The following is a 17,574-nucleotide window of genomic DNA, read 5'->3' as shown; positions in this document are numbered from 1 at the left end:
GGCCGCGGCCGGGCGTTCCTAAGCCGCCGCGGGGGGCGTGCGCGCCATGCCGGCCTGACGCAACGCGGTCAGCGTGGTCTGCGGCGTGATGGCTTCGGGGTCGATCAGGCAGTGCAGCACGGCCGGGCGGCCGCTGGCGCGTGCGCGGGCCAGCGCCAGCGGGAAATCGGCGGTGTCGACGACCGTCTCGCCGTGGGCGCCGAAGGCCCGGGCGTAGGCGGCGAAGTCGGGGTTGGTCAGGCCGGTGGCGCTGACGCGTCCCGGGTAGCTGCGCTCCTGGTGCATCCGGATCGTGCCGTACATGCCGTTGTCCAGCACCAGGACCAGCAGCGGCAGGCCGTACTGCACGGCGGTGGCCAGTTCCTGGCCGTGCATCAGGAAGTCGCCGTCGCCGGCCACCACCAGCACCGTGCGATCGGGCCACAGGCGCTGCGCCCCGACGCCGGCCGGCAGGCCGTAGCCCATCGAGCCGCTGGTCGGCGCCAGCTGGGTGCCGTAGGTGCCGAAGCGCCAGAAGCGGTGCACCCAGGTGGCAAAGTTGCCCGCGCCGTTGCAGACCACGGTGTCGGGCGGCAGCACGCCGGCCAGGTGGGCCATCACCGCGCCCATTTGCAGCCGGCCCGGCAGGCGGATCGGCGCCGGGTCGCTCCAGGCCAGGTAGTCGGCCCGGGCGGCGGTGGTCCAGTCGGCCCAGCGCGGCGGGGCGGGCGGGGCGAGCCCGGCCAGCGCGGCGGCGAAGGCGCGCGGGCTGGCGTGCACCGCCAGCGTCGGGTGGTAGAGCGCGCCCAGCTCGCGCGCCTCGGCATGCACGTGGACCAGCGCCTGGCGCGGCTGGGGATGGTCGATCAGCGTGTAGCCCTGCGAGGGCACCTCCGAGAGCCGCGCGCCGACCAGCAGCAGCAGGTCGGCCTGCCGCACGCGCTCGGCCAGCGCCGGGTTCAGCGCCAGGCCGATGTCGCCGACATAGGCGGGGTGGTGGGCGTCGAACAGCATCTGGCGCCGGAACGAACAGGCCACCGGCAGCCCGAAGGCCTGCGCGAAGGCCTGCATTCGCGCCACCGCCGCGGCGTTCCAGCGGCTGCCGCCCAGCACCAGCAGCGGCCGCTGCGCGGCGTGCAGCAACTGTTCGAGGCGGGCCAGGTCGGCGGCGGCGGGGTGGGTTTCGGCGGCCTCGCAACGGGGCGCGTCGGCGGCCACGGCCTGTTCGGTCAGCATGTCCTCGGGCAGCGCCACCACCACCGGGCCGGGCCGGCCCGACATCGCCTCCAGGAAGGCGCGCGACACCAGCTCGGGCACCCGGCGCGGGTCGTCGATCTCGACCACCCACTTGGCCATCGTGCCGAACACGGCGCGGTAGTCCAGTTCCTGGAACGCGTCGCGTCCGCGTGCGCCGCGCTCGACCTGACCGACGAAGACGATCAGCGGCGTCGAGTCCTGCTGCGCGATGTGGATGCCGGCCGACGCGTTGGTGGCGCCTGGGCCGCGGGTGACGAAGCACACGCCGGGGCGCCCGGTCAGCTTGCCCTGGGCCTCGGCCATCATCGCCGCGCCGCCCTCCTGGCGGCAGACGGTGACGGCGATCGCGCTGTCGAGCAGGGCGTCGAGCACCGCCAGGAAGCTCTCGCCGGGCACGCAGAACAGCTGCTGCACGCCCTGGATCATCAGCTGGTCCACCAGCATGCGGCCGCCGCTGCGGCGGACCGGGGGGCGAGGGGGGGCGGCGGCGAGGGGAGCAGACATGGCGGTATTCAGGCGAGGGCGGAGGGGCGGCTCCCGGCGCCATGCACCGAGACCCGGTCGCGGCCATTGTGCTTCGATTGGTACAGCGCCTGGTCGGCCCGCTCGATCAACGCCTGGGCGTCGTCGCCGGGCGCCGATTCGGCCAGCCCGCCGGAGACGGTCACGGTCAGCAGCAGGTCCTGGCTGCCCTTGTGGCGGATCTTCATCGCGCGGGTGCGCGTGCGCACCGCCTCGGCCAGCTGGGCCGCCTGCGTCACCGGCGTGCGGGGCAGCAGGATCACGAATTCCTCGCCGCCGTAGCGGGCCACGCAATGGCCGGGCTGGGTCACCGTGGCGCGAAGCACCTCGCCGACCGCCTTCAGCACCCGGTCGCCCATCAGGTGGCCGTGGGTGTCGTTGACGTGCTTGAAATGGTCCAGGTCCAGCATGATCAGGCTGTGGCCCGGATCGGCGGCCGGCGGCTGGCCGAACAAGGCCTGGATCCGCTGCTCGAAGCCGCCCCGGTTCAGCACACCGGTCAGCGGATCCACCATCGCCTCGCTGCGCACCCGGTCGAGGTCGCTGCGCAGGCGGGCGATCTCCTGCTGGCTGTCGCCGAGCTGGCGCTGCAGCGCGTCGACCGACTGTTTCATCTGCGCCGCACCGGCCCGCACCTCGTCGAGCCGGGCCGCCAGCGGGGCCTCGGAGGTCGCCAGCGCCTGCGCCAGGTGGCCGATTTGCGCGCCGAACCGGTCCGCGTGCCGGCCGGTGTGCGAGGCGGATTGCGCGACGCCGGCCATCACCTGCTGCATCGAGTGGCCGATGCGCTCCAGCGCCTCGGCGTCGGCCGGCGCGATGTGCCGGTGGTACAGGCGAAGCACCTCGGCGTCGTCCAGGCTCTGTCCCCGCGCCTCGAGCTGCGCGATCTCGGCGCCGAGCGCCGGATTGATGCCGGCCGCGCATTCGTACCAGACGGTGAAGGTGATCGGGTGGAAACCGGCCGGGTGGCGGCCCATCCGGGCCAGTGCCAGGCGCAGGAATTCGGCACATCGCTCGCGCGATTCGAGGTAACGCATCGTGATCCTTCTTCTTCGGCGCAATCCGGCGATGAAGGCCCGCGGGGCGTTGCGCATCGCCCTTCGCGCGGCCTGGGCCCGGGCCGACACTGCGGCCGCCGCGGGCAAGGGTCTTGGCGATCAGCCCAGCCAGGCGTGCAACTGCTCCTTCATCTGCGCCAGCGTGTAGGGCTTGGACAGGTGGGCATCCATGCCGGCCTCGCGGGTGCGGCGGATGTCTTCTTCGTAGGCGTCGGCGGTCAGGGCGATGATCGGTGTCCTGCGCAGGCCCAGGCGGGCCTCGCGTTCGCGCCAGCGCAGCGTGGCGGCCAGGCCATCGAGGTGCGGCATGTGGCAGTCCATGAACACGATGTCGATGGGCTGCTGCTCGGCCAGCGCCAAGGCTTCCAGGCCATCGGCCGCCTCCAGCACCTGCAGGCCCAGCGATTCCAGCTGCGCCCGCGCGATCAGGCGGTTGGTGGCGTCGTCGTCGGCGACCAGCGCCGTGCCGTGGAGCGCGTCCAGCGGATCGAGCGCGCCGGTGACCGTGTCGGGGCGGGACGGCGGGGGTTCGGCCAGGCGCTGCAGGCGAACCGAGAAGCGGAAGACCGATCCGACGCCGGGCTGGCTGCTGACTTCGATGCGCCCGCCCATGGCTTCGATCAGGCGCTGCGAGATGCTCAGGCCCAGCCCGGTGCCGCGGCGCGCCCGGCGTTCGGCCTGGGACAGTTGCTGGAAGGGCGTGAACAAGCGCGCCTGGCCAGCCTCGCTGATGCCCACGCCGCTGTCGTGGACCTCGAACAGCAGGGTGGCCCAGCCGTCCGCCTCGCCGCTGCAGCGCACGAACAGCTGCACGCTGCCGAGGTCGGTGAACTTGATCGCATTGCTGACCAGATTGAGCAACACCTGGGACAGGCGCTGCGCGTCGCCCGCCACCCAGGGCGGCACGTCGCGATCGACCCGCAAGCCCAGGGCCAGGCCCTTGGCCCGGGCATTGGCGCGGAACAGGCCGATCACCGACGCGGCGAGATCCTGCGGAGCCAGCGGCTCGGTCCGCAGGCTCAGCTTGCCGGCCTCGATCTTGGCGTGGTCGAGCACGTCGTTGAGCAGCGCCATCAAGGTCTCGCCGGAGGTGCCGGCGGCGCGCACCAGGCGCCGCTGCTCTTCGCTCAGCGGCGAGCGGCGCAGCAGCTCCAGCGAACCGAGCACGCCGTTCATCGGCGTGCGGATCTCGTGGCTCATCGTGGCCAGGAAGCTCGACATCGCCACCGCATTGGCTTCAGCGGCTTCCTTGGCCTGCTGCAGCGAGCCGCTGGACTGCTCCGCCGCCACCCGGTGTGCGATGGCCTGGGCCGCGGTGTCCCGGTAGCGCGCGCCGGTGCGCAGCAGCGCGGCGGCATAGAGCGCGGCCAGCAGCGCCAGCGGCAGCGAGTGAACCGGGCCGGCTCCCAGCGAGACGGCGACCAGCGAGCCCATCGAGGGCAGCACTAACAGCCCATAGCAGCCGCGGACCAGGGTCATGAAGTGCACCGCCATCGTCGTCGAGCCGGCCAGCACCAGGATGTGCTCGGCGCCGCCCTGGGCGCTCAGCGAGGGGTAGATGAACAGCGTCGCGAGTGCCCAGGTCAGCCCGGTCAGCAGCGCGTTGCCTTGCAGTTCCCGCTCGGTGCGCCGAACCCCCGCCTGCGTCAGGTCGCGATCCAGGCAGCGGTGGGCGATGTGGTGGCGCCAGCCGGCGGCGATCAGCGACAGCAGGCTGACCGCCGCCGCTGCGCGGACCGCACCGGCCTGCTGCCCCATCCAGGCGACGTAGCAGCCGGCCAGCGCCAGCAGGGGCACGCTGCCGCTAGCGTTGCGCAGCGACAGCGCGAGCAGGTCCCGACGCAGGGGAACGTCCGGATCGTCGGGGGCGGCGGGCGCGGCGGGGTTCATCGCTCAGCCGCTGGGCGCGCGGGAGCCCGCGGGGGCTGCGGCCATGGCGGCGGCCTCAATCGGCCAGCGCGGCCGAGGGCCGGCCGCCGCCGTCGAATTCGCCCCAGGCGGTGTCGAGTTCCATCTTCTTGATTTCCTCGATCGCGCCTTCCTCGGCGCCGCCGACCTTGCGGATCTGCGCCCGGGCCAGGCGCTCCATCAGGCGCAGGTCGCGGTCGGTCAGCGTCAGCGCGGCCTCGGCCCATTGCTCGACCACCGTCACCAGGGCCTCGTAATGGATGGGGGCGGCGACGCTGCGGGCCCGCAATGCGGCCAGCATGCCGCGCTGGCGGCCGTCGACCGAGCGCACCAGCGCCTCGACCGCGGCTTCGCCCTGGCCGTCCTCGGCGACCAGGTCGACCAGGCCGCGCCGCTGCAGTTCGTCGGCGCTGTAGAGCCGGCCCGACATGATCATTTCGTTGGCCACCGCGAAGCCGGCGCGCCGGATCGCGAAGCTCCACGCGCCCATGCCGGGAAAGAGGTTGAACAACACCTCCGGAAAGCCGGCCTGGGCGCTGCGTTCGAAGACGATCTGCTGGAACGGCAGCACCGATTCCAGGCCGCCGCCCAGCGTGTCGCCTTCGACCAGCACGGTGGTGCGTATGCCTTGCTGCGCCGCCTGCTCGGCCCACCAGACCAGGTCGACGCAGCGCCGGCCGTAGAGTTTGAGCGAGTCCAGGTCGCGTGCCCGCACCAGCAGCACGAACAAGGCCAGGTCGCCGCCGAAGTTGAACACGCCGGGCACGTCCGAGCTCATCACATAGTGGCGCACCAGGCCGGGATGGGCGTCGATGTCGTCGAGCGCGCGCTGCAGCTCGGCCATCACCGCCAGGCTGTAGCACTGGATCGGCCGCACCTGCATGCGCACGCGCAGCAGGCCCAGCGCCTGGTTCCATTGCAGGCGGATGTAGCGGTAGCTTCGCTCCAGCGCGGCGGGCAGCGGGTCGGCGCAGCGAAGGCTCATGCGGCTTTGACGATCTGTGTGAAGTGGTGCAGGTTGATCCGGGCCGATTCGACGATCGCGTCGCGCGCGGCGGGGTCGGCGATCGGGTCGGCGATCTCGCGCAGGCGGGCCATGTGGTCGGCGTCCATCGTGGCGTGCGAGCTGATGAAGGACACGCCGGCGTCGCCCTGCAGCAGCAGCCGGTCCCTGAGCGCGTTGGCGAACGGGCCGCCATAGACCGACGCGATCACCTCCAGCGCGTACAGCATGCCCAGCACCGAACAGGGGTGGCGCCGGTCGGCCGCCCAGTAGTTGTAGCCGGTCAGCGTCAGCGTGTACGGCGACGGCGCGTGCGCCAGCACGCGTGCCGCCGGCACGCCGACGGCCTGCAGATCGTTCATCACCCAGTTCTCGTGGCCCATTTCCTCCTGCATGTGCTGGTAGAGGAAATAGCGGACGTCGCGCAGCGCGTCGGGAAGGCGGCTGGCGGCGGCGGCGCTGACCGGGTTGAAATGCCAGACCACGTGGTACAGCTCCAGCAGCAGGTTCTGGTAGCGCTCCAGCGACATGCCGTGGGCCACGGCATCCATCACGACCGGGTGGTTCTCGAAGCCGCGCCGGGCTTCGTCCGTGCGGGTGACCAGATCGAGGAAGAATTTCATGCAGGGAGGCCAAGCGGGCCGCAGCGCCGGGTGTCTTGAGGGAAGGGACGGAACGACGCAAAGTCCTGGCCGATTGTTCGGAGGGCGCCGGCCCGGGGCAACTGTCAGCTCTGACAGGTGGGTCGGACGTGGCCCACGCCACAATCCGGCGGGTCACGCCGCACCGGCGGCTGGAAGGGCTCCGGTTTGAGGCATATTTCAGGCATGCGTCTTGTTGTCAGATCGAACCGGCCCGCGCCTGCCCGCTCCGGGCGTTGCGTCGGAGCCTGGGTGGTGCTGGCGTGGACCCTGTCATGGGCCGCCCAGGGGGCGTGGGCCCAGCCCAAGCCGGCGCCCAAGACCCAGATCTTCCGCTGCGAGTCCGGCCACAGCGTGACCTTTTCGGATGCGCCGCAGCGCTGCGTCGGCGGCCAGGTCAGCTCGAACCGGCCGGCGGCCGCGTCCAGCCCGCCGGTGGTGGTCGGCCGGTTGAGTTTCGTCGGCGCCCCGTGCCCGCTGTGGGTCAAGGACCCCGAGGGCCCGGCCTGGACCAGCCTGCAACTCTGCTACAGCCGCTACCTGGACAGCCAACCCAGCCACGTCGCGGCCGAGGCCCAGCTGGCCGGTGCGGCGATGGGCGAGTGCGACGTCGACACCGAGAAGCTGGTGAACAGTTCCGCCCACCGCGCGGAGTTGGGGGCCGGGCCGGACAACCGCCGCCAGGCGATCCGGCTGTGGGCGCAGTGGCTGGTGCGCAGCATGGACAAGGCGGTCGACAGCGTGCCGGTCGACGTGGTGCGGACCGGCCAGGCCGTCACGGTCGCGCGGCTGAACGGCCCGCTGGAGATGCAGCTGCCCGACGGCCAGGTCAGCGAGGCCTTCGACGGCACCGTGGTGCAGCCCGGCAGCCAGTTGCACGTGCGCCAAGGGGTGTCCTTCCTGCTCGGCGGCGTGATGGTCACGGCCCAGTCCAAGCAAGACCGCTGCGTCCGGGTCGATTGACGCCGTGGGGGCTTCGGCCGGCGCGCGGCGGCTCAGGCGGCGCGCAGGCTGTCGACGATGTTCAGGCGCGCGGCGCGCCAAGCCGGGATGAAGCCGCCGACGAAGCCCATCGCCAGCGCGAACAGCACGGTCCTGGCGGCGATGCCCGCAGTCAGCTTGAACTGGAAAGCCAGCTCGGCGAAGGTCTGGAAGTTGGTGGTGCTGATGTTCACCGTCTGCATCAGGCTGGCCGCGGCCAGGCCGATCACGCCGCCGACCAGACTCAGCAGCAGGCTCTCGATCAGAAAAGCCAGCAGCACGGCGCCGCGCCGGAAGCCCAGCGCGCGCAAGGTGCCGATCTCGCCGGTGCGCTGGGCGACCGCGGCGAACATCGTGATCATCGCGCCCACCACCGCGCCGACGCTGAAGATCGCCGACAGCACCGTGCCCAGCACGCTGATGAACTTGGCCAGCGCCTGGCTTTGCTCGGCGTAGAACTGCATCTCGGGCTTGGCGTCGACCTGCAGGCGGGGATCGTCGGCGATCGCGGCCTGGACGCGCTGCACGCCCTCGGCGCCGTCGGCCAGCCGCATCACGACGGTGGAATAGACGCTGCGGCGAAAGCTCTGCATCATCAGGTCGGCGTCGCCCCAGATCTCGGAATCGAAGCCGGTGTGGCCGGCGTTGAAGACGCCGACGATGCGCCATTCGCGCCCGCCGAAGCGCAGCGAGCGCCCCAGGTCGGCGCCGGCAAATCCCCTCGCCACCGCGCTGCCGATGACGATCTCGGCGGTGCCGGGCCGGAACAGCCGGCCGTCCACCAGCCGCACCTGCGGGCGCAACTGCAGCCCGACCCGGCTGGTGCCCCGCATCGTGACGTTGCTGGGCTTGCCGTTGGCGCGCTTGGGCAGGCTGTTGAGCACCACCGTCTCCTTGCTCACCAGCACCTGGCCTTGCGCACCGGTGGCGAGGCCGGGCAGGCTTTCCAGGATGCCGGCCTGCACACGGTCGATGCCGCTGCTGATCTCGGCGTTCGAGCCCTTGCGCAGCACCAGCAGGTTGTCGGGCTGGCCGGTGGCCACCAGGGTGGCGCGGATGCCTTCGCTCATCATCAGCACCGTGGCGAAGGTGTAGACCACCAGCGCCATCCCGCCGGCCGTCAGCAGCGTGGTGACGCGGCGGGCCCACAGGTTGCGGGCGACGTAGGCCAGCGGGATCGCCTTCATGCGCGCGCCCCGTCAGGCCACATGGCGCAGCCCCTGCACGATGTCGATCCGGCTCATCTTCCAGGCCGGCCACGCCGCCGCCACCAGGCCGACGATCAGCGTGGCGCCGGCCTGCAGCGCCACGGTCTGCGGCGAGACCACGAACGACGGCAGGAACGAGCCCAGCACGCGGGCGATCCCGGCCACCGCCGGAAAGGTCAGCGCGATGCCCACTCCGCCGCCGATCAACGCGATCAGCAGACTCTCACCGAACAGCAGCTTGACGACGAAGCCCGGCGCGAAGCCCAGCGCCTTGAGCGTGGCGTACTCGGACAGCCGTTCGCGCGCGGTCATCGTCATCGTGTTGGCCATCACGACCATGATGATCACGATGATGATCTGGCTCACCGCCTGGATCGCCGCCAGCAGCGTGTCGCTCATCGAGACGAAGCTGAGCTGGAACGCGGCCTCTGTTTCGGTCAGGGTCTCGGCCAGCGAGTTCTTGAATTCGGCGTCGATGCGCTGCGAGATCAGCGCGGCGTCGGCCGGGTTCGAGATGCCCACCACCAGCGCGCCGACGGTGTCGCCGCGGCCCGGAAAGCGCTGCTTGATGGTTTCGTTGACCAGGTCGTACTGCATCAGCATCTGGCTCTCGTCGGTCTTGGCGTCGGCGCCGTCCCAGATGCCGCGCAGCGTGAAATTCCAGGTGCCGCTGTAGATCGTGCCCTGCAAGGGGATCGAGTCGCCGATCTTCCAGCCGAAGCGCCGCGCCAGTTTGCGCCCGACGATCACACCCTGGCGATCCTTGATGAAGGCCTCCTTCTGCGCCTGCGGCAGGCGGTATTCCGGGTACAGCGCCAGGTAGGCCGCGGGCTGGACCGCGAACTGCGGGAAGAAGTTGCGCGGGTTCTGGTAGATGCCGCCGAACCAGCTGGACGCGCTGATCTCGGTCACGCCTGGCACCGCCCGGATGCGCTGGGCGTAGGAGATCGGCAGCGGGAAGGTCAGCGAGACCGCGTTGCGCGTGACCAGCCGGGTGCTGGAACTGGCGGCCACGCCGGTGTACCAGGCGTCGATCAGGGTGCGCAGCAGGCCGAACGACCCCACCGCCACCACCAGGCCGACCAGGGTCAGCGCGGTGCGCAGCCGGTGGCGGAAGACGTTGCGCAGCAGCAGCTTGAACAGGAACATCTCGGTCGCGCCGCCGGGTCAGGCCGGCGCCTCGTCCACCAGCACGCCTTTTTCGAGGTGCACGATGCGCTGCGCGCGGGCCGCGGCCTTGGGGTCGTGCGTGACCATCACGATGGTCTTGCCCAGCTCGCGCACCAGCGCGTCCATCAGCTGCAGCACCTCTTCGCCGGTCGCGCGGTCCAGGTCGCCGGTCGGCTCGTCGGCGACGATCAGCGCCGGGTCGGTCACCAGCGCGCGGGCGATCGCCACGCGCTGCTGCTGGCCGCCCGAGAGCTCGCTGGGCGTGTGGTCGGCGCGGTCGCCCAGGCCCACCATCTCCAGCACCGCCGCCACCCGCTCGGCGCGCTCGCGCGCCGACAGGCGGGTCAGCAGCAGCGGCAGCTCGACGTTCTCGAACGCGCTGAGCACCGGCAGCAGGTTGTAGAACTGGAAAATAAAGCCGACGTGGGCGGCGCGCCAGTCGGCCAGCCGGGCTTCGCCCAGGGTGGCGATGTCGACGCCGCCGATCTCTATCGTGCCGCGGTCGGGCTGGTCGATTCCGGCGATCAGGTTCAGCAGCGTGCTCTTGCCCGAGCCCGACGGGCCCATCAGCGCGACGAACTCGCCCTCCATCACGTCGAGGTGGATGTCTTCCAGCACCGCGATCGTCTGCCCGCCGCGGTGATAGGCCTTGCTCAGCGAACGTACCTGGATCAGCGGCCGGGTCGCGTTCATGAACTGCCTGCCGGTGCGGCCACGCCGATCCTGCTGCCGGCCTTGAGCTGGGCGGGCGGCGACAGCACCAGGCGCTCGCCGGATTTGAGCGTGCTGCCCCGCACCTCCACGCTGTCGCCCAACGTGCGCCCGGGCGTCACCGGCACCACCTCGACCGTGTCGTCGGCGGCGATGCGCAGCACCGCCTGACGGCCGTCGCGCACGGTCAGGGCCTTCGGGCTGACGGCCAGCACCGGCTTGAAGTCCGCCTCGGTGGCCGGCTGCGAGAGAAAGTTCACCTTGGCGCTCATCTCCGGCAGGATGCGCGGGTCCAGGGTCTCGAAGCGCACCTTGGTCATCACCGTGGCCTTGGCCCGGTCCACCGTGGGCACGATGCGCGAGACGCTGCCGCGAAAGCGCCGGTCGGGAATCGCGTCGAGCGTGATCTCGACCGGTTGGTCGCGCCGCACCTTGGCGACGTTGGCCTCCGAGACGTCGGCCTCGACCTCCAGTGTCGACATGTCGGCCATCGTCACCACCGCGCCCGAGGTGCCCGAGGCGTTCGAGAACGGCGTGATCAGGTCGCCGACGTTGGCGTTCTTGACCAGCACCACGCCGTCGAACGGGGCGCGGATCTCGGTCGAGTCGCGGTTCACCTGCTGCACCCTGACCTGGGCCCGGGCCTGGCCGACGGCGGCCTGCGCCGAAGCCAGCGCGGCCTGCGCCACGGCCGCCGCGGCGCGGGCCGAGCGGGCGCGGGTCAGCGCGGCGTCGACCGCCTGGGGTGAGACGAAGCCCTGGCTCGCCAGGCCCTGGGTGCGCTTCAGGTCGCCGTCGGCATTGGCTTGCAGGATCTGGGCCTGGGCCTGCCCGGCCCGCGCCTGCTGCACGGCCGCCTCGGCCTGACGCACGCCCGCCTCGCCGAGCTCCAGCGCGGCCTGCACGTCGCTGGGGTCGACCCGCGCGATCAACGCGCCCTGCTTGACGACGCTGCCCTCCCGCACGTTGAGCTCGACCAGGCGGCCGGTCGCCTTGGACGAGACCGCGGCGCGGCGCTGCGCCACGACATAGCCCGACGCGGCGAGCTGGCCGTACTGCTGGACGCCGTAGGCGGTCTGCACGGTACCGACCTGGACCTCGGTGCGATGGGGGCCGAACAGCGTCCAGCCCGCTGCGGCCAGCAGCACCGCGCCCAGCACCCACGGCCAGCGGCGGCGACGGCGCCGTGCCGGCGCGGCGCGGTCGATGCTCAAGGCCTTCAGGCGGAGGGTGGCGTTGGGAGCGGGTGCGCTCGGTGCGGGGTCGGCCATCGGTGGTCCAGGTGGTGGCCCGGCTCCACCGGGCTCGGGCGCAGCATGCCATGGAAATCGCCGGCCCCGCGCCCGTCGGATCACGCGGATCGCGCCAGGGAACCGCGTGCCGTGCTGGCGATCAGAATAGGCCTTTTCGTCCGATGCGATCCACCATGACCTGTCGCTCTTCCTTTTCGCCCCTCGCCCGCCCGCAACGCCGGGCCTTTCTCCGCGCCGGTGGCAGCGGCGTGCTGGCGCTGGGCCTGCTGGCCGCCTGTTCGCGCGAGGCCGCCCAGGCCCAGACCCCGGCCGCGCCAGCCGTGCAGCAGCCCGATGCGTCGCTGGACCTGGTGTCCCGCCAGGGGCAGGGCTTCACCATCGGCGCGGCGGCGCCGGCGCCCACCGTCTACGTGTTCTTCGACACCACTTGTCCGCACTGCGCCCACCTGTGGCGCGCGTCGCAGCCGCTGCTGGGCAAGCTGAGGATGGTGTGGATGCCGGTCGGCCTGCTGCAGAAGCGCTCGGCGCCCCAGGGCGCGATGATCCTGGGGGCGCCGGATCCGGCGGCGGCCATGAGCGCCAACGAAGCGGCGGTGCTGTCGGGCAGCCCCGGGCTGACGCCGATGGGGGAGCCCAACGCGGCGCTGCAGGCCAGGGTGCAGGCCAACACCGCGCTGTTTCGCCAGCTGGGCGCCGACAGCGTGCCGCTGATCCTGCTGCGCAATCCCCGCACCGGCGTCGCACAGCGGCACGAGGGCGCGTGGGAGACCGCCGAGCTGGCGGCGGCGGCCGGCGTCTGAGCGCGGCCGGCGGCTACGCGGCGCCGGTGGCCTCGGCCGCCGAGATCACGCCGCCGCCCAGGCAGACCTCGCCGTCGTACAGCACGGCCGACTGGCCCGGCGTCACCGCCCACTGCGGCGGCTCGAACGCCAGGCGCATGACGCCGGCCGCCAGCGACAGCGTGCACGGCGCGTCGGCCTGGCGATAGCGGGTCTTGGCGGCCAGCAGGCCCTCGGCCGGCGGCGTGCCGGCGACCCAGCTGAGATCGTCGGCCTGCAGCCAGCGCGACTGCAGCCAGGGGTGCTCGTGGCCCTGCACCACGACCAAGGTGTTGCGGGCCGGGTCCTTGCGGGCCACGAACCAGGGCGCGTGGTCGCCGCCGCCGCGCGGCGCCTTGCGGTCTTTCACGCCGCCGATGCCCAGGCCCTGGCGCTGGCCCAGCGTGTAGAACGACAGGCCGACGTGCCGGCCCAGCGTGCGGCCGCGGTCGTCGACGATCGGACCGGGCTCGTGGCTGAGGTAGCGGTTGAGGAAATCGCGGAACGGCCGCTCGCCGATGAAGCAGATGCCGGTCGAATCCTTTTTCTTGGCGTTCGGCAGGCCCACCTCGGCGGCGATGCGTCGCACCTCGGTCTTGGTCAGTTCGCCGACCGGAAACAGCGTCCTGGCCAACTGGGTCTGGTTCAGGCGGTGCAGGAAATAGCTCTGGTCCTTCAGCGGATCCAGGCCCTTGAGCAATTCAAAGCGCCCGCCACGCTCGCGCACCCGCGCGTAGTGGCCGGTGGCGATCTTCTCGGCGCCCAGGCGCAGCGCGTGGTCGAGGAAGGCCTTGAACTTGATCTCGGCGTTGCACAGCACGTCGGGGTTGGGCGTGCGGCCGGCCTGGTACTCGCGCAGGAATTCGGCGAAGACGCGGTCCTTGTAGTCGGCCGCGAAGTTGACGTGCTCGATCTCGATGCCGATCACGTCGGCCACCGCCGCGGCGTCGACGAAGTCGACGTTCGACGAGCAGTACTCGCTGTCGTCGTCGTCCTCCCAGTTCTTCATGAACACGCCGATCACCTCGTGGCCTTGCTGCTTGAGCAGCCAGGCCGAGACCGCGGAATCGACGCCGCCGGACAGGCCGACGACCACACGTTGTTTGCGCATGCCGCGATTGTCGCGCGGCGCCCCGGAGGCCGCCGCGCGCAGGCCCGGCCATCCGGGACGGCGTTTCGCAATGAGAAATGCCAATCGGGCGATGCCTACTTTTGCGGCAGCGACGGATCGGCCATGGCGCGCAGCAGACCGAGCGGATGGCGCCGGCCGGCGAGGTGATCCTCGACGCACTGCAGGACCAGCGGGCTGCGGTGGCGCGCGCGGCTTGCGCGCAGTTCGGCCATGCTCATCCAGAGCGTGCGCAGCACCGGCGCGTCCAGCGGCCGACCCGCTTGCGCGTCACCGACGGCGCCGCAGAAAGCGAAGCGCAGGTAGGTGATCTCGGCGCCGGCGGCGTCGTGCGACAGGCGGGCCAGATAGACGCCGACCAGCGCCTCGGGCACGAAGGGGCGGGCGGTCTCTTCCAGCGTTTCGCGGGCGACTGCGTCGACCAGCGATTCGCCGGGCTCCAGGTGGCCTGCGGGGTTGTTCAGGCGCAGGCCCTCGGCGGTCTGTTCCTCGACCAGCAGGTAGCGCCCGTCGCGTTCGATCACGGCGGCGACGGTGACACGGGGAGTCCATCTCGGCGAGCTCATGGGCCGATGGTAGCGAGGCGGTCGGCCGGGGCGCCCAGGCATCCGCGGGCGCGTGTGGCGAAGCCGGCACACATCGCCGCGGGACGGGTGGTCTTATCCGTTAAGCTTTGCGCCCAATCACAAGCACCCGCGCCAGGGCGTTGCCGGACAGGGCGATGGGCGAAGGTGTGCGGTTCAATCAAGCGCGTTGGAGAGGAGACATCCATGCTGATCGGCGTTCCGCTCGAAACGGCGGCGGGGGAGACCCGCGTTGCCGTCACCCCCGAGACGGCGAAGAAATACGTGGCCCAGGGGCACACCGTGAAGGTGCAGTCCGGCGCAGGGGTGGCCGCCAGCGCCACCGATGCCGCCTATGAGGCGGTGGGCGCGCAGATCGTCGACCGCAACGCCGCGTTCGGGGCCGACCTGGTGCTGAAGGTCCAGCGGCCCTCGCCCGAGGAACTGGCGCTGACCCGACCCGGCGCGGCGCTGGTGGGCATGCTCAACCCGTTCGACAAGGACGGCCTGGCGCAGCTGGCCGGCGCGGGCCTGACCGCGTTCGCGCTGGAGGCCGCCCCGCGCACCACCCGGGCGCAAAGCATGGACGTGCTCAGCTCGCAGGCCAACATCGCGGGCTACAAGGCGGTGATGATGGCGGCCGACGCCTACCAGCGCTTCTTCCCGATGCTGATGACCGCGGCCGGCACGGTCAAGGCGGCGCGGGTGGTGATCCTGGGCGTGGGGGTGGCCGGCCTGCAGGCCATCGCCACCGCCAAGCGTCTGGGCGCGGTGATCGAGGCTTCGGACGTCCGGCCCTCGGTCAAGGAGCAGGTCGAGTCGCTGGGCGCCAAGTTCATCGAGGTGCCCTACGAGACCGACGAGGAAAAGGAAGCCGCGGTGGGCGTGGGCGGCTACGCCCGGCCGATGCCGCCGAGCTGGCTGGAGCGCCAGAAGGTCGAGGTCGCCAAGCGCGTGGCCGCGGCCGACGTGGTGATCTCGACCGCGCTGATCCCGGGCCGCGCCGCGCCGGTGCTGGTGACCGAGGAGATGGTCAAGGCGATGAAGCCGGGCTCGGTGATCGTCGACATCGCCGCGGGCAAGGGGCCGAACGGCCACGACGGCAACTGCCCGCTGACCGAGGCCGGCAAGACGGTCGTCAAGCACGGCGTGACGATCATCGGCGAAACCAACCTGGCCGCGCGGGTGGCGGCCGATGCGTCGGCGCTGTACGCACGCAACGTGCTGGACTTCCTCAAGCTGGTCATCACCAAGGAAGGGGTGTTCAACGTGCCGCTGGACGACGACATCGTGGCCGCCTGCCTGATGACGCAGAACGGCGAGATCAAGAAGGCCTGAAGACCGCGCGGAACGGCTGACCACCCGCGCCGTCCGCCACTGGAGAACACTGCATGGAACTCGTATCACCCACCGTCACCCACCTGATCATCTTCGTGCTGGCGATCTACGTCGGCTACCACGTGGTCTGGACCGTGACCCCGGCGTTGCACACTCCGCTGATGGCGGTGACCAACGCGATCTCGGCCATCGTCATCGTCGGCGCCATGCTGGCGGCGGCGCAGACCGAGACCCCGCTCGGCAAGACCATGGGCGTGCTGGCGGTGACGCTGGCCGCGGTCAACGTCTTCGGCGGCTTCCTGGTCACCCGCCGGATGCTGGAGATGTTCAAGAAGAAGGACAGGAAGCCCGAGGTGAAGTCATGAACGGCCTGGTGATGTTCGCCATCGGCAGCGTCGGCCTGCTCAATGCTGGCTTCATCGGCGTGGTGCTGGCCGAGATGGCCTCGCCGGCCGTCGGTGTGGCCGGTGGGCTGGCCACGCTGGTGGTCGAATCCCTGATCGTGCGCCGCGTGCGCCAGGCCATCGCGGCCTCGTCTTCATCGTCCACATCACGCCAAGAGGGCCGCGCATGAGCATGAACCTCGTCACCCTGCTGTACCTGGTTGCGAGCGTCTGCTTCATCCAGGCCTTGAAGGGTCTGTCACACCCCACCACCTCGATTCGCGGCAACCTGTTCGGCATGACCGGCATGACGATCGCCGCGATCACCACCGCGGCGTTGATCGTCAAGCTGTCCGGCAGCCCGTCCGGCCTGGCCTGGGTGCTGCTGGGCCTGGTCGTGGGCGGCGGCGCCGGCGCCACGATGGCCAAGCGGGTCGAGATGACCAAGATGCCCGAGCTGGTCGCCTTCATGCACAGCATGATCGGCCTGGCCGCGGTGTTCATCGCCGCCACCGTGGTGGTCGAGCCCTACGCGTTCCAGATCGTCACCAAGCTGGCCGATGGCAGCGTGCCGCCGATCCCGCAGGGCAACCGCATCGAGCTGGCGCTGGGCGCGTTCATCGGTGCGGTGACCTTCAGCGGCTCGGTGATCGCGTTCGGCAAGCTCAGCGGCAAGTACAAGTTCCGCCTGTTCCAGGGCGCGCCGGTGACCTTCCCGGGCCAGCACAAGCTCAACGCCGCGCTGGGCCTGGCCACGCTGTTCTTCATCGTCGGCTTCTGGCATTCGCAGAGCACGCTCGATTTCGGCCTGATCTGCGGGCTGGGCTTCGTGATGGGCGTGCTGATCATCATCCCGATCGGCGGCGCCGACATGCCGGTGGTGGTGTCGATGCTCAACAGCTACTCGGGCTGGGCGGCGGCCGGCATCGGCTTCAGCCTGGACAACGCGATGCTGATCATCGCCGGCTCGCTGGTGGGCAGCTCGGGTGCGATCCTGAGCTACATCATGTGCAAGGCGATGAACCGCTCGTTCTTCAACGTGATCCTGGGCGGCTTCGGTGGTGATGCGGCGGCGGCCACCGGCGGCGCCCAGCAGCAGCGCCCGGTCAAGAGCGGCAGCGCGGACGACGCGGCCTTCGTGCTGAGCAACGCCGAGACCGTGATCATCGTGCCCGGCTACGGCCTGGCGGTGGCGCGCGCGCAGCATGCGGTGAAGGAGCTGGCGCAAAAGCTCACCGAGAAGGGCGTCACCGTCAAGTACGCGATCCATCCGGTGGCCGGCCGCATGCCGGGCCACATGAACGTGCTGCTGGCCGAAGCCGAGGTGCCGTACGACCAGGTCTTCGAGATGGAAGACATCAACGGCGAGTTCGGCCAGGCCGACGTGGCCATCATCCTGGGCGCCAACGACGTGGTGAATCCGGCCGCGCTGACCAAGGGCAGCCCGATCTACGGCATGCCCATCCTGGAGGCCTACAAGGCCAAGACCATCATCGTCAACAAGCGCTCGATGGCCGCCGGCTACGCCGGCCTGGACAACGAGCTGTTCTACATGGACAAGACCATGATGGTGTTCGGCGACGCGAAGAAGGTGGTCGAGGAGATGGTCAAGGCCGTCGAGTGACGCAGCGCGGCTGACGCCGCCGTCCGAA

17 protein-coding genes are annotated in these 17,574 nt (G+C 71.0%); 6 read left to right on the top strand and 11 right to left on the bottom strand.

From position 1 onward, the window contains the following. Nucleotides 1-18: 18 nt before the first annotated feature. The 5 genes from AC0N04_RS05755 to AC0N04_RS05735 form a co-directional block, all read right to left on the bottom strand. Entirely contained in the window at nt 19-1,740 is a 1,722-nt protein-coding gene (locus AC0N04_RS05755; RefSeq protein WP_474279590.1) for a thiamine pyrophosphate-binding protein, read from the bottom strand. An 8-nt stretch (nt 1,741-1,748) separates the two neighbouring features. Next, nucleotides 1,749-2,795, bottom strand: a complete 1,047-nt coding sequence (locus AC0N04_RS05750) for a GGDEF domain-containing protein (protein ID WP_474279588.1) — start codon at nt 2,793-2,795, stop codon at nt 1,749-1,751. Between the two features lie 120 nt (nt 2,796-2,915). Next, nucleotides 2,916-4,706, bottom strand: a complete 1,791-nt coding sequence (locus tag AC0N04_RS05745; protein WP_474279586.1) for an ATP-binding protein — start codon at nt 4,704-4,706, stop codon at nt 2,916-2,918. A gap of 55 nt (nt 4,707-4,761) precedes the next feature. Continuing rightward, entirely contained in the window at nt 4,762-5,709 is a 948-nt protein-coding gene (locus AC0N04_RS05740) for a crotonase/enoyl-CoA hydratase family protein (RefSeq protein WP_474279584.1), read from the bottom strand. Further along, on the bottom strand, nt 5,706-6,350 hold the full coding sequence (locus AC0N04_RS05735) for a TenA family transcriptional regulator (protein ID WP_474279582.1): 645 nt from the start codon (nt 6,348-6,350) through the stop codon (nt 5,706-5,708). The genes AC0N04_RS05740 and AC0N04_RS05735 overlap by 4 nt, the downstream gene beginning before the upstream one ends. 273 nt (nt 6,351-6,623) lie before the next feature. Here AC0N04_RS05735 and AC0N04_RS05730 point away from each other — a divergent pair, with 273 nt between their 5' ends. After that, entirely contained in the window at nt 6,624-7,331 is a 708-nt protein-coding gene (locus AC0N04_RS05730) for a hypothetical protein (protein ID WP_474279580.1), read from the top strand. A 32-nt stretch (nt 7,332-7,363) separates the two neighbouring features. Here the strand turns inward: AC0N04_RS05730 and AC0N04_RS05725 are convergent, their stop codons facing one another. From AC0N04_RS05725 to AC0N04_RS05710, 4 genes are read right to left on the bottom strand one after another with little or no spacing between them, the layout of a single operon-like run. Next, nucleotides 7,364-8,536 carry an ABC transporter permease gene (locus tag AC0N04_RS05725; protein WP_474279578.1) on the bottom strand — a complete coding sequence of 391 codons (1,173 nt, stop codon included), beginning with the start codon at nt 8,534-8,536 and terminating at the stop codon, nt 7,364-7,366. Between the two features lie 12 nt (nt 8,537-8,548). Further along, nucleotides 8,549-9,706, bottom strand: a complete 1,158-nt coding sequence (locus AC0N04_RS05720) for an ABC transporter permease (protein WP_474279576.1) — start codon at nt 9,704-9,706, stop codon at nt 8,549-8,551. A gap of 18 nt (nt 9,707-9,724) precedes the next feature. Beyond that, on the bottom strand, nt 9,725-10,420 hold the full coding sequence (locus AC0N04_RS05715) for an ABC transporter ATP-binding protein (RefSeq protein WP_474279574.1): 696 nt from the start codon (nt 10,418-10,420) through the stop codon (nt 9,725-9,727). Further along, nucleotides 10,417-11,709 carry an efflux RND transporter periplasmic adaptor subunit gene (locus AC0N04_RS05710; RefSeq protein ID WP_474279572.1) on the bottom strand — a complete coding sequence of 431 codons (1,293 nt, stop codon included), beginning with the start codon at nt 11,707-11,709 and terminating at the stop codon, nt 10,417-10,419. Before AC0N04_RS05710 ends, AC0N04_RS05715 begins: the two co-directional genes overlap by 4 nt. A 155-nt stretch (nt 11,710-11,864) precedes the next feature. Here AC0N04_RS05710 and AC0N04_RS05705 point away from each other — a divergent pair, with 155 nt between their 5' ends. Beyond that, nucleotides 11,865-12,491 (top strand): thioredoxin fold domain-containing protein, encoded by a 627-nt coding sequence (locus tag AC0N04_RS05705; RefSeq protein ID WP_474279570.1) that lies wholly within the window; start codon nt 11,865-11,867, stop codon nt 12,489-12,491. 13 nt (nt 12,492-12,504) lie between these two features. On the opposite strand, the gene mnmA is transcribed toward AC0N04_RS05705, so the two are convergent. Together mnmA and AC0N04_RS05695 are read right to left on the bottom strand one after the other, a co-directional pair. Further along, a complete protein-coding gene (mnmA, locus tag AC0N04_RS05700) occupies nt 12,505-13,620 on the bottom strand; it encodes a tRNA 2-thiouridine(34) synthase MnmA (protein WP_474279568.1) in 1,116 nt (371 codons plus the stop codon). 95 nt (nt 13,621-13,715) lie between these two features. Beyond that, entirely contained in the window at nt 13,716-14,204 is a 489-nt protein-coding gene (locus AC0N04_RS05695; protein WP_474279566.1) for an NUDIX hydrolase, read from the bottom strand. Nucleotides 14,205-14,408: 204 nt separating this feature from the next. On the opposite strand from AC0N04_RS05695, the gene AC0N04_RS05690 reads away from it, so the two are divergent. From AC0N04_RS05690 to AC0N04_RS05675, 4 genes are read left to right on the top strand one after another with little or no spacing between them, the layout of a single operon-like run. Continuing rightward, a complete protein-coding gene (locus tag AC0N04_RS05690) occupies nt 14,409-15,539 on the top strand; it encodes a Re/Si-specific NAD(P)(+) transhydrogenase subunit alpha (RefSeq protein ID WP_474279564.1) in 1,131 nt (376 codons plus the stop codon). Nucleotides 15,540-15,592: 53 nt separating this feature from the next. Next, the gene (locus tag AC0N04_RS05685; RefSeq protein ID WP_474279562.1) at nt 15,593-15,904 is read left to right on the top strand and encodes an NAD(P) transhydrogenase subunit alpha part 2; all 312 of its coding nucleotides are present in this window, start codon (nt 15,593-15,595) and stop codon (nt 15,902-15,904) included. Further along, entirely contained in the window at nt 15,901-16,113 is a 213-nt protein-coding gene (locus AC0N04_RS05680; RefSeq protein WP_474279560.1) for a hypothetical protein, read from the top strand. The genes AC0N04_RS05685 and AC0N04_RS05680 overlap by 4 nt, the downstream gene beginning before the upstream one ends. Further along, nucleotides 16,110-17,546: an NAD(P)(+) transhydrogenase (Re/Si-specific) subunit beta gene (locus AC0N04_RS05675; RefSeq protein WP_474279558.1), complete on the top strand. Its 1,437-nt coding sequence runs from the start codon at nt 16,110-16,112 to the stop codon at nt 17,544-17,546. Before AC0N04_RS05680 ends, AC0N04_RS05675 begins: the two co-directional genes overlap by 4 nt. The last annotated feature ends 28 nt before the right edge of the window (nt 17,547-17,574 follow it).

The sequence above is a fragment of the Ideonella sp. sgz306126 genome (assembly GCF_056032705.1).
The sequence above is the reverse complement of the archived record's forward strand: the minus strand, read 5'-3'. Positions and strand labels throughout refer to the sequence as shown.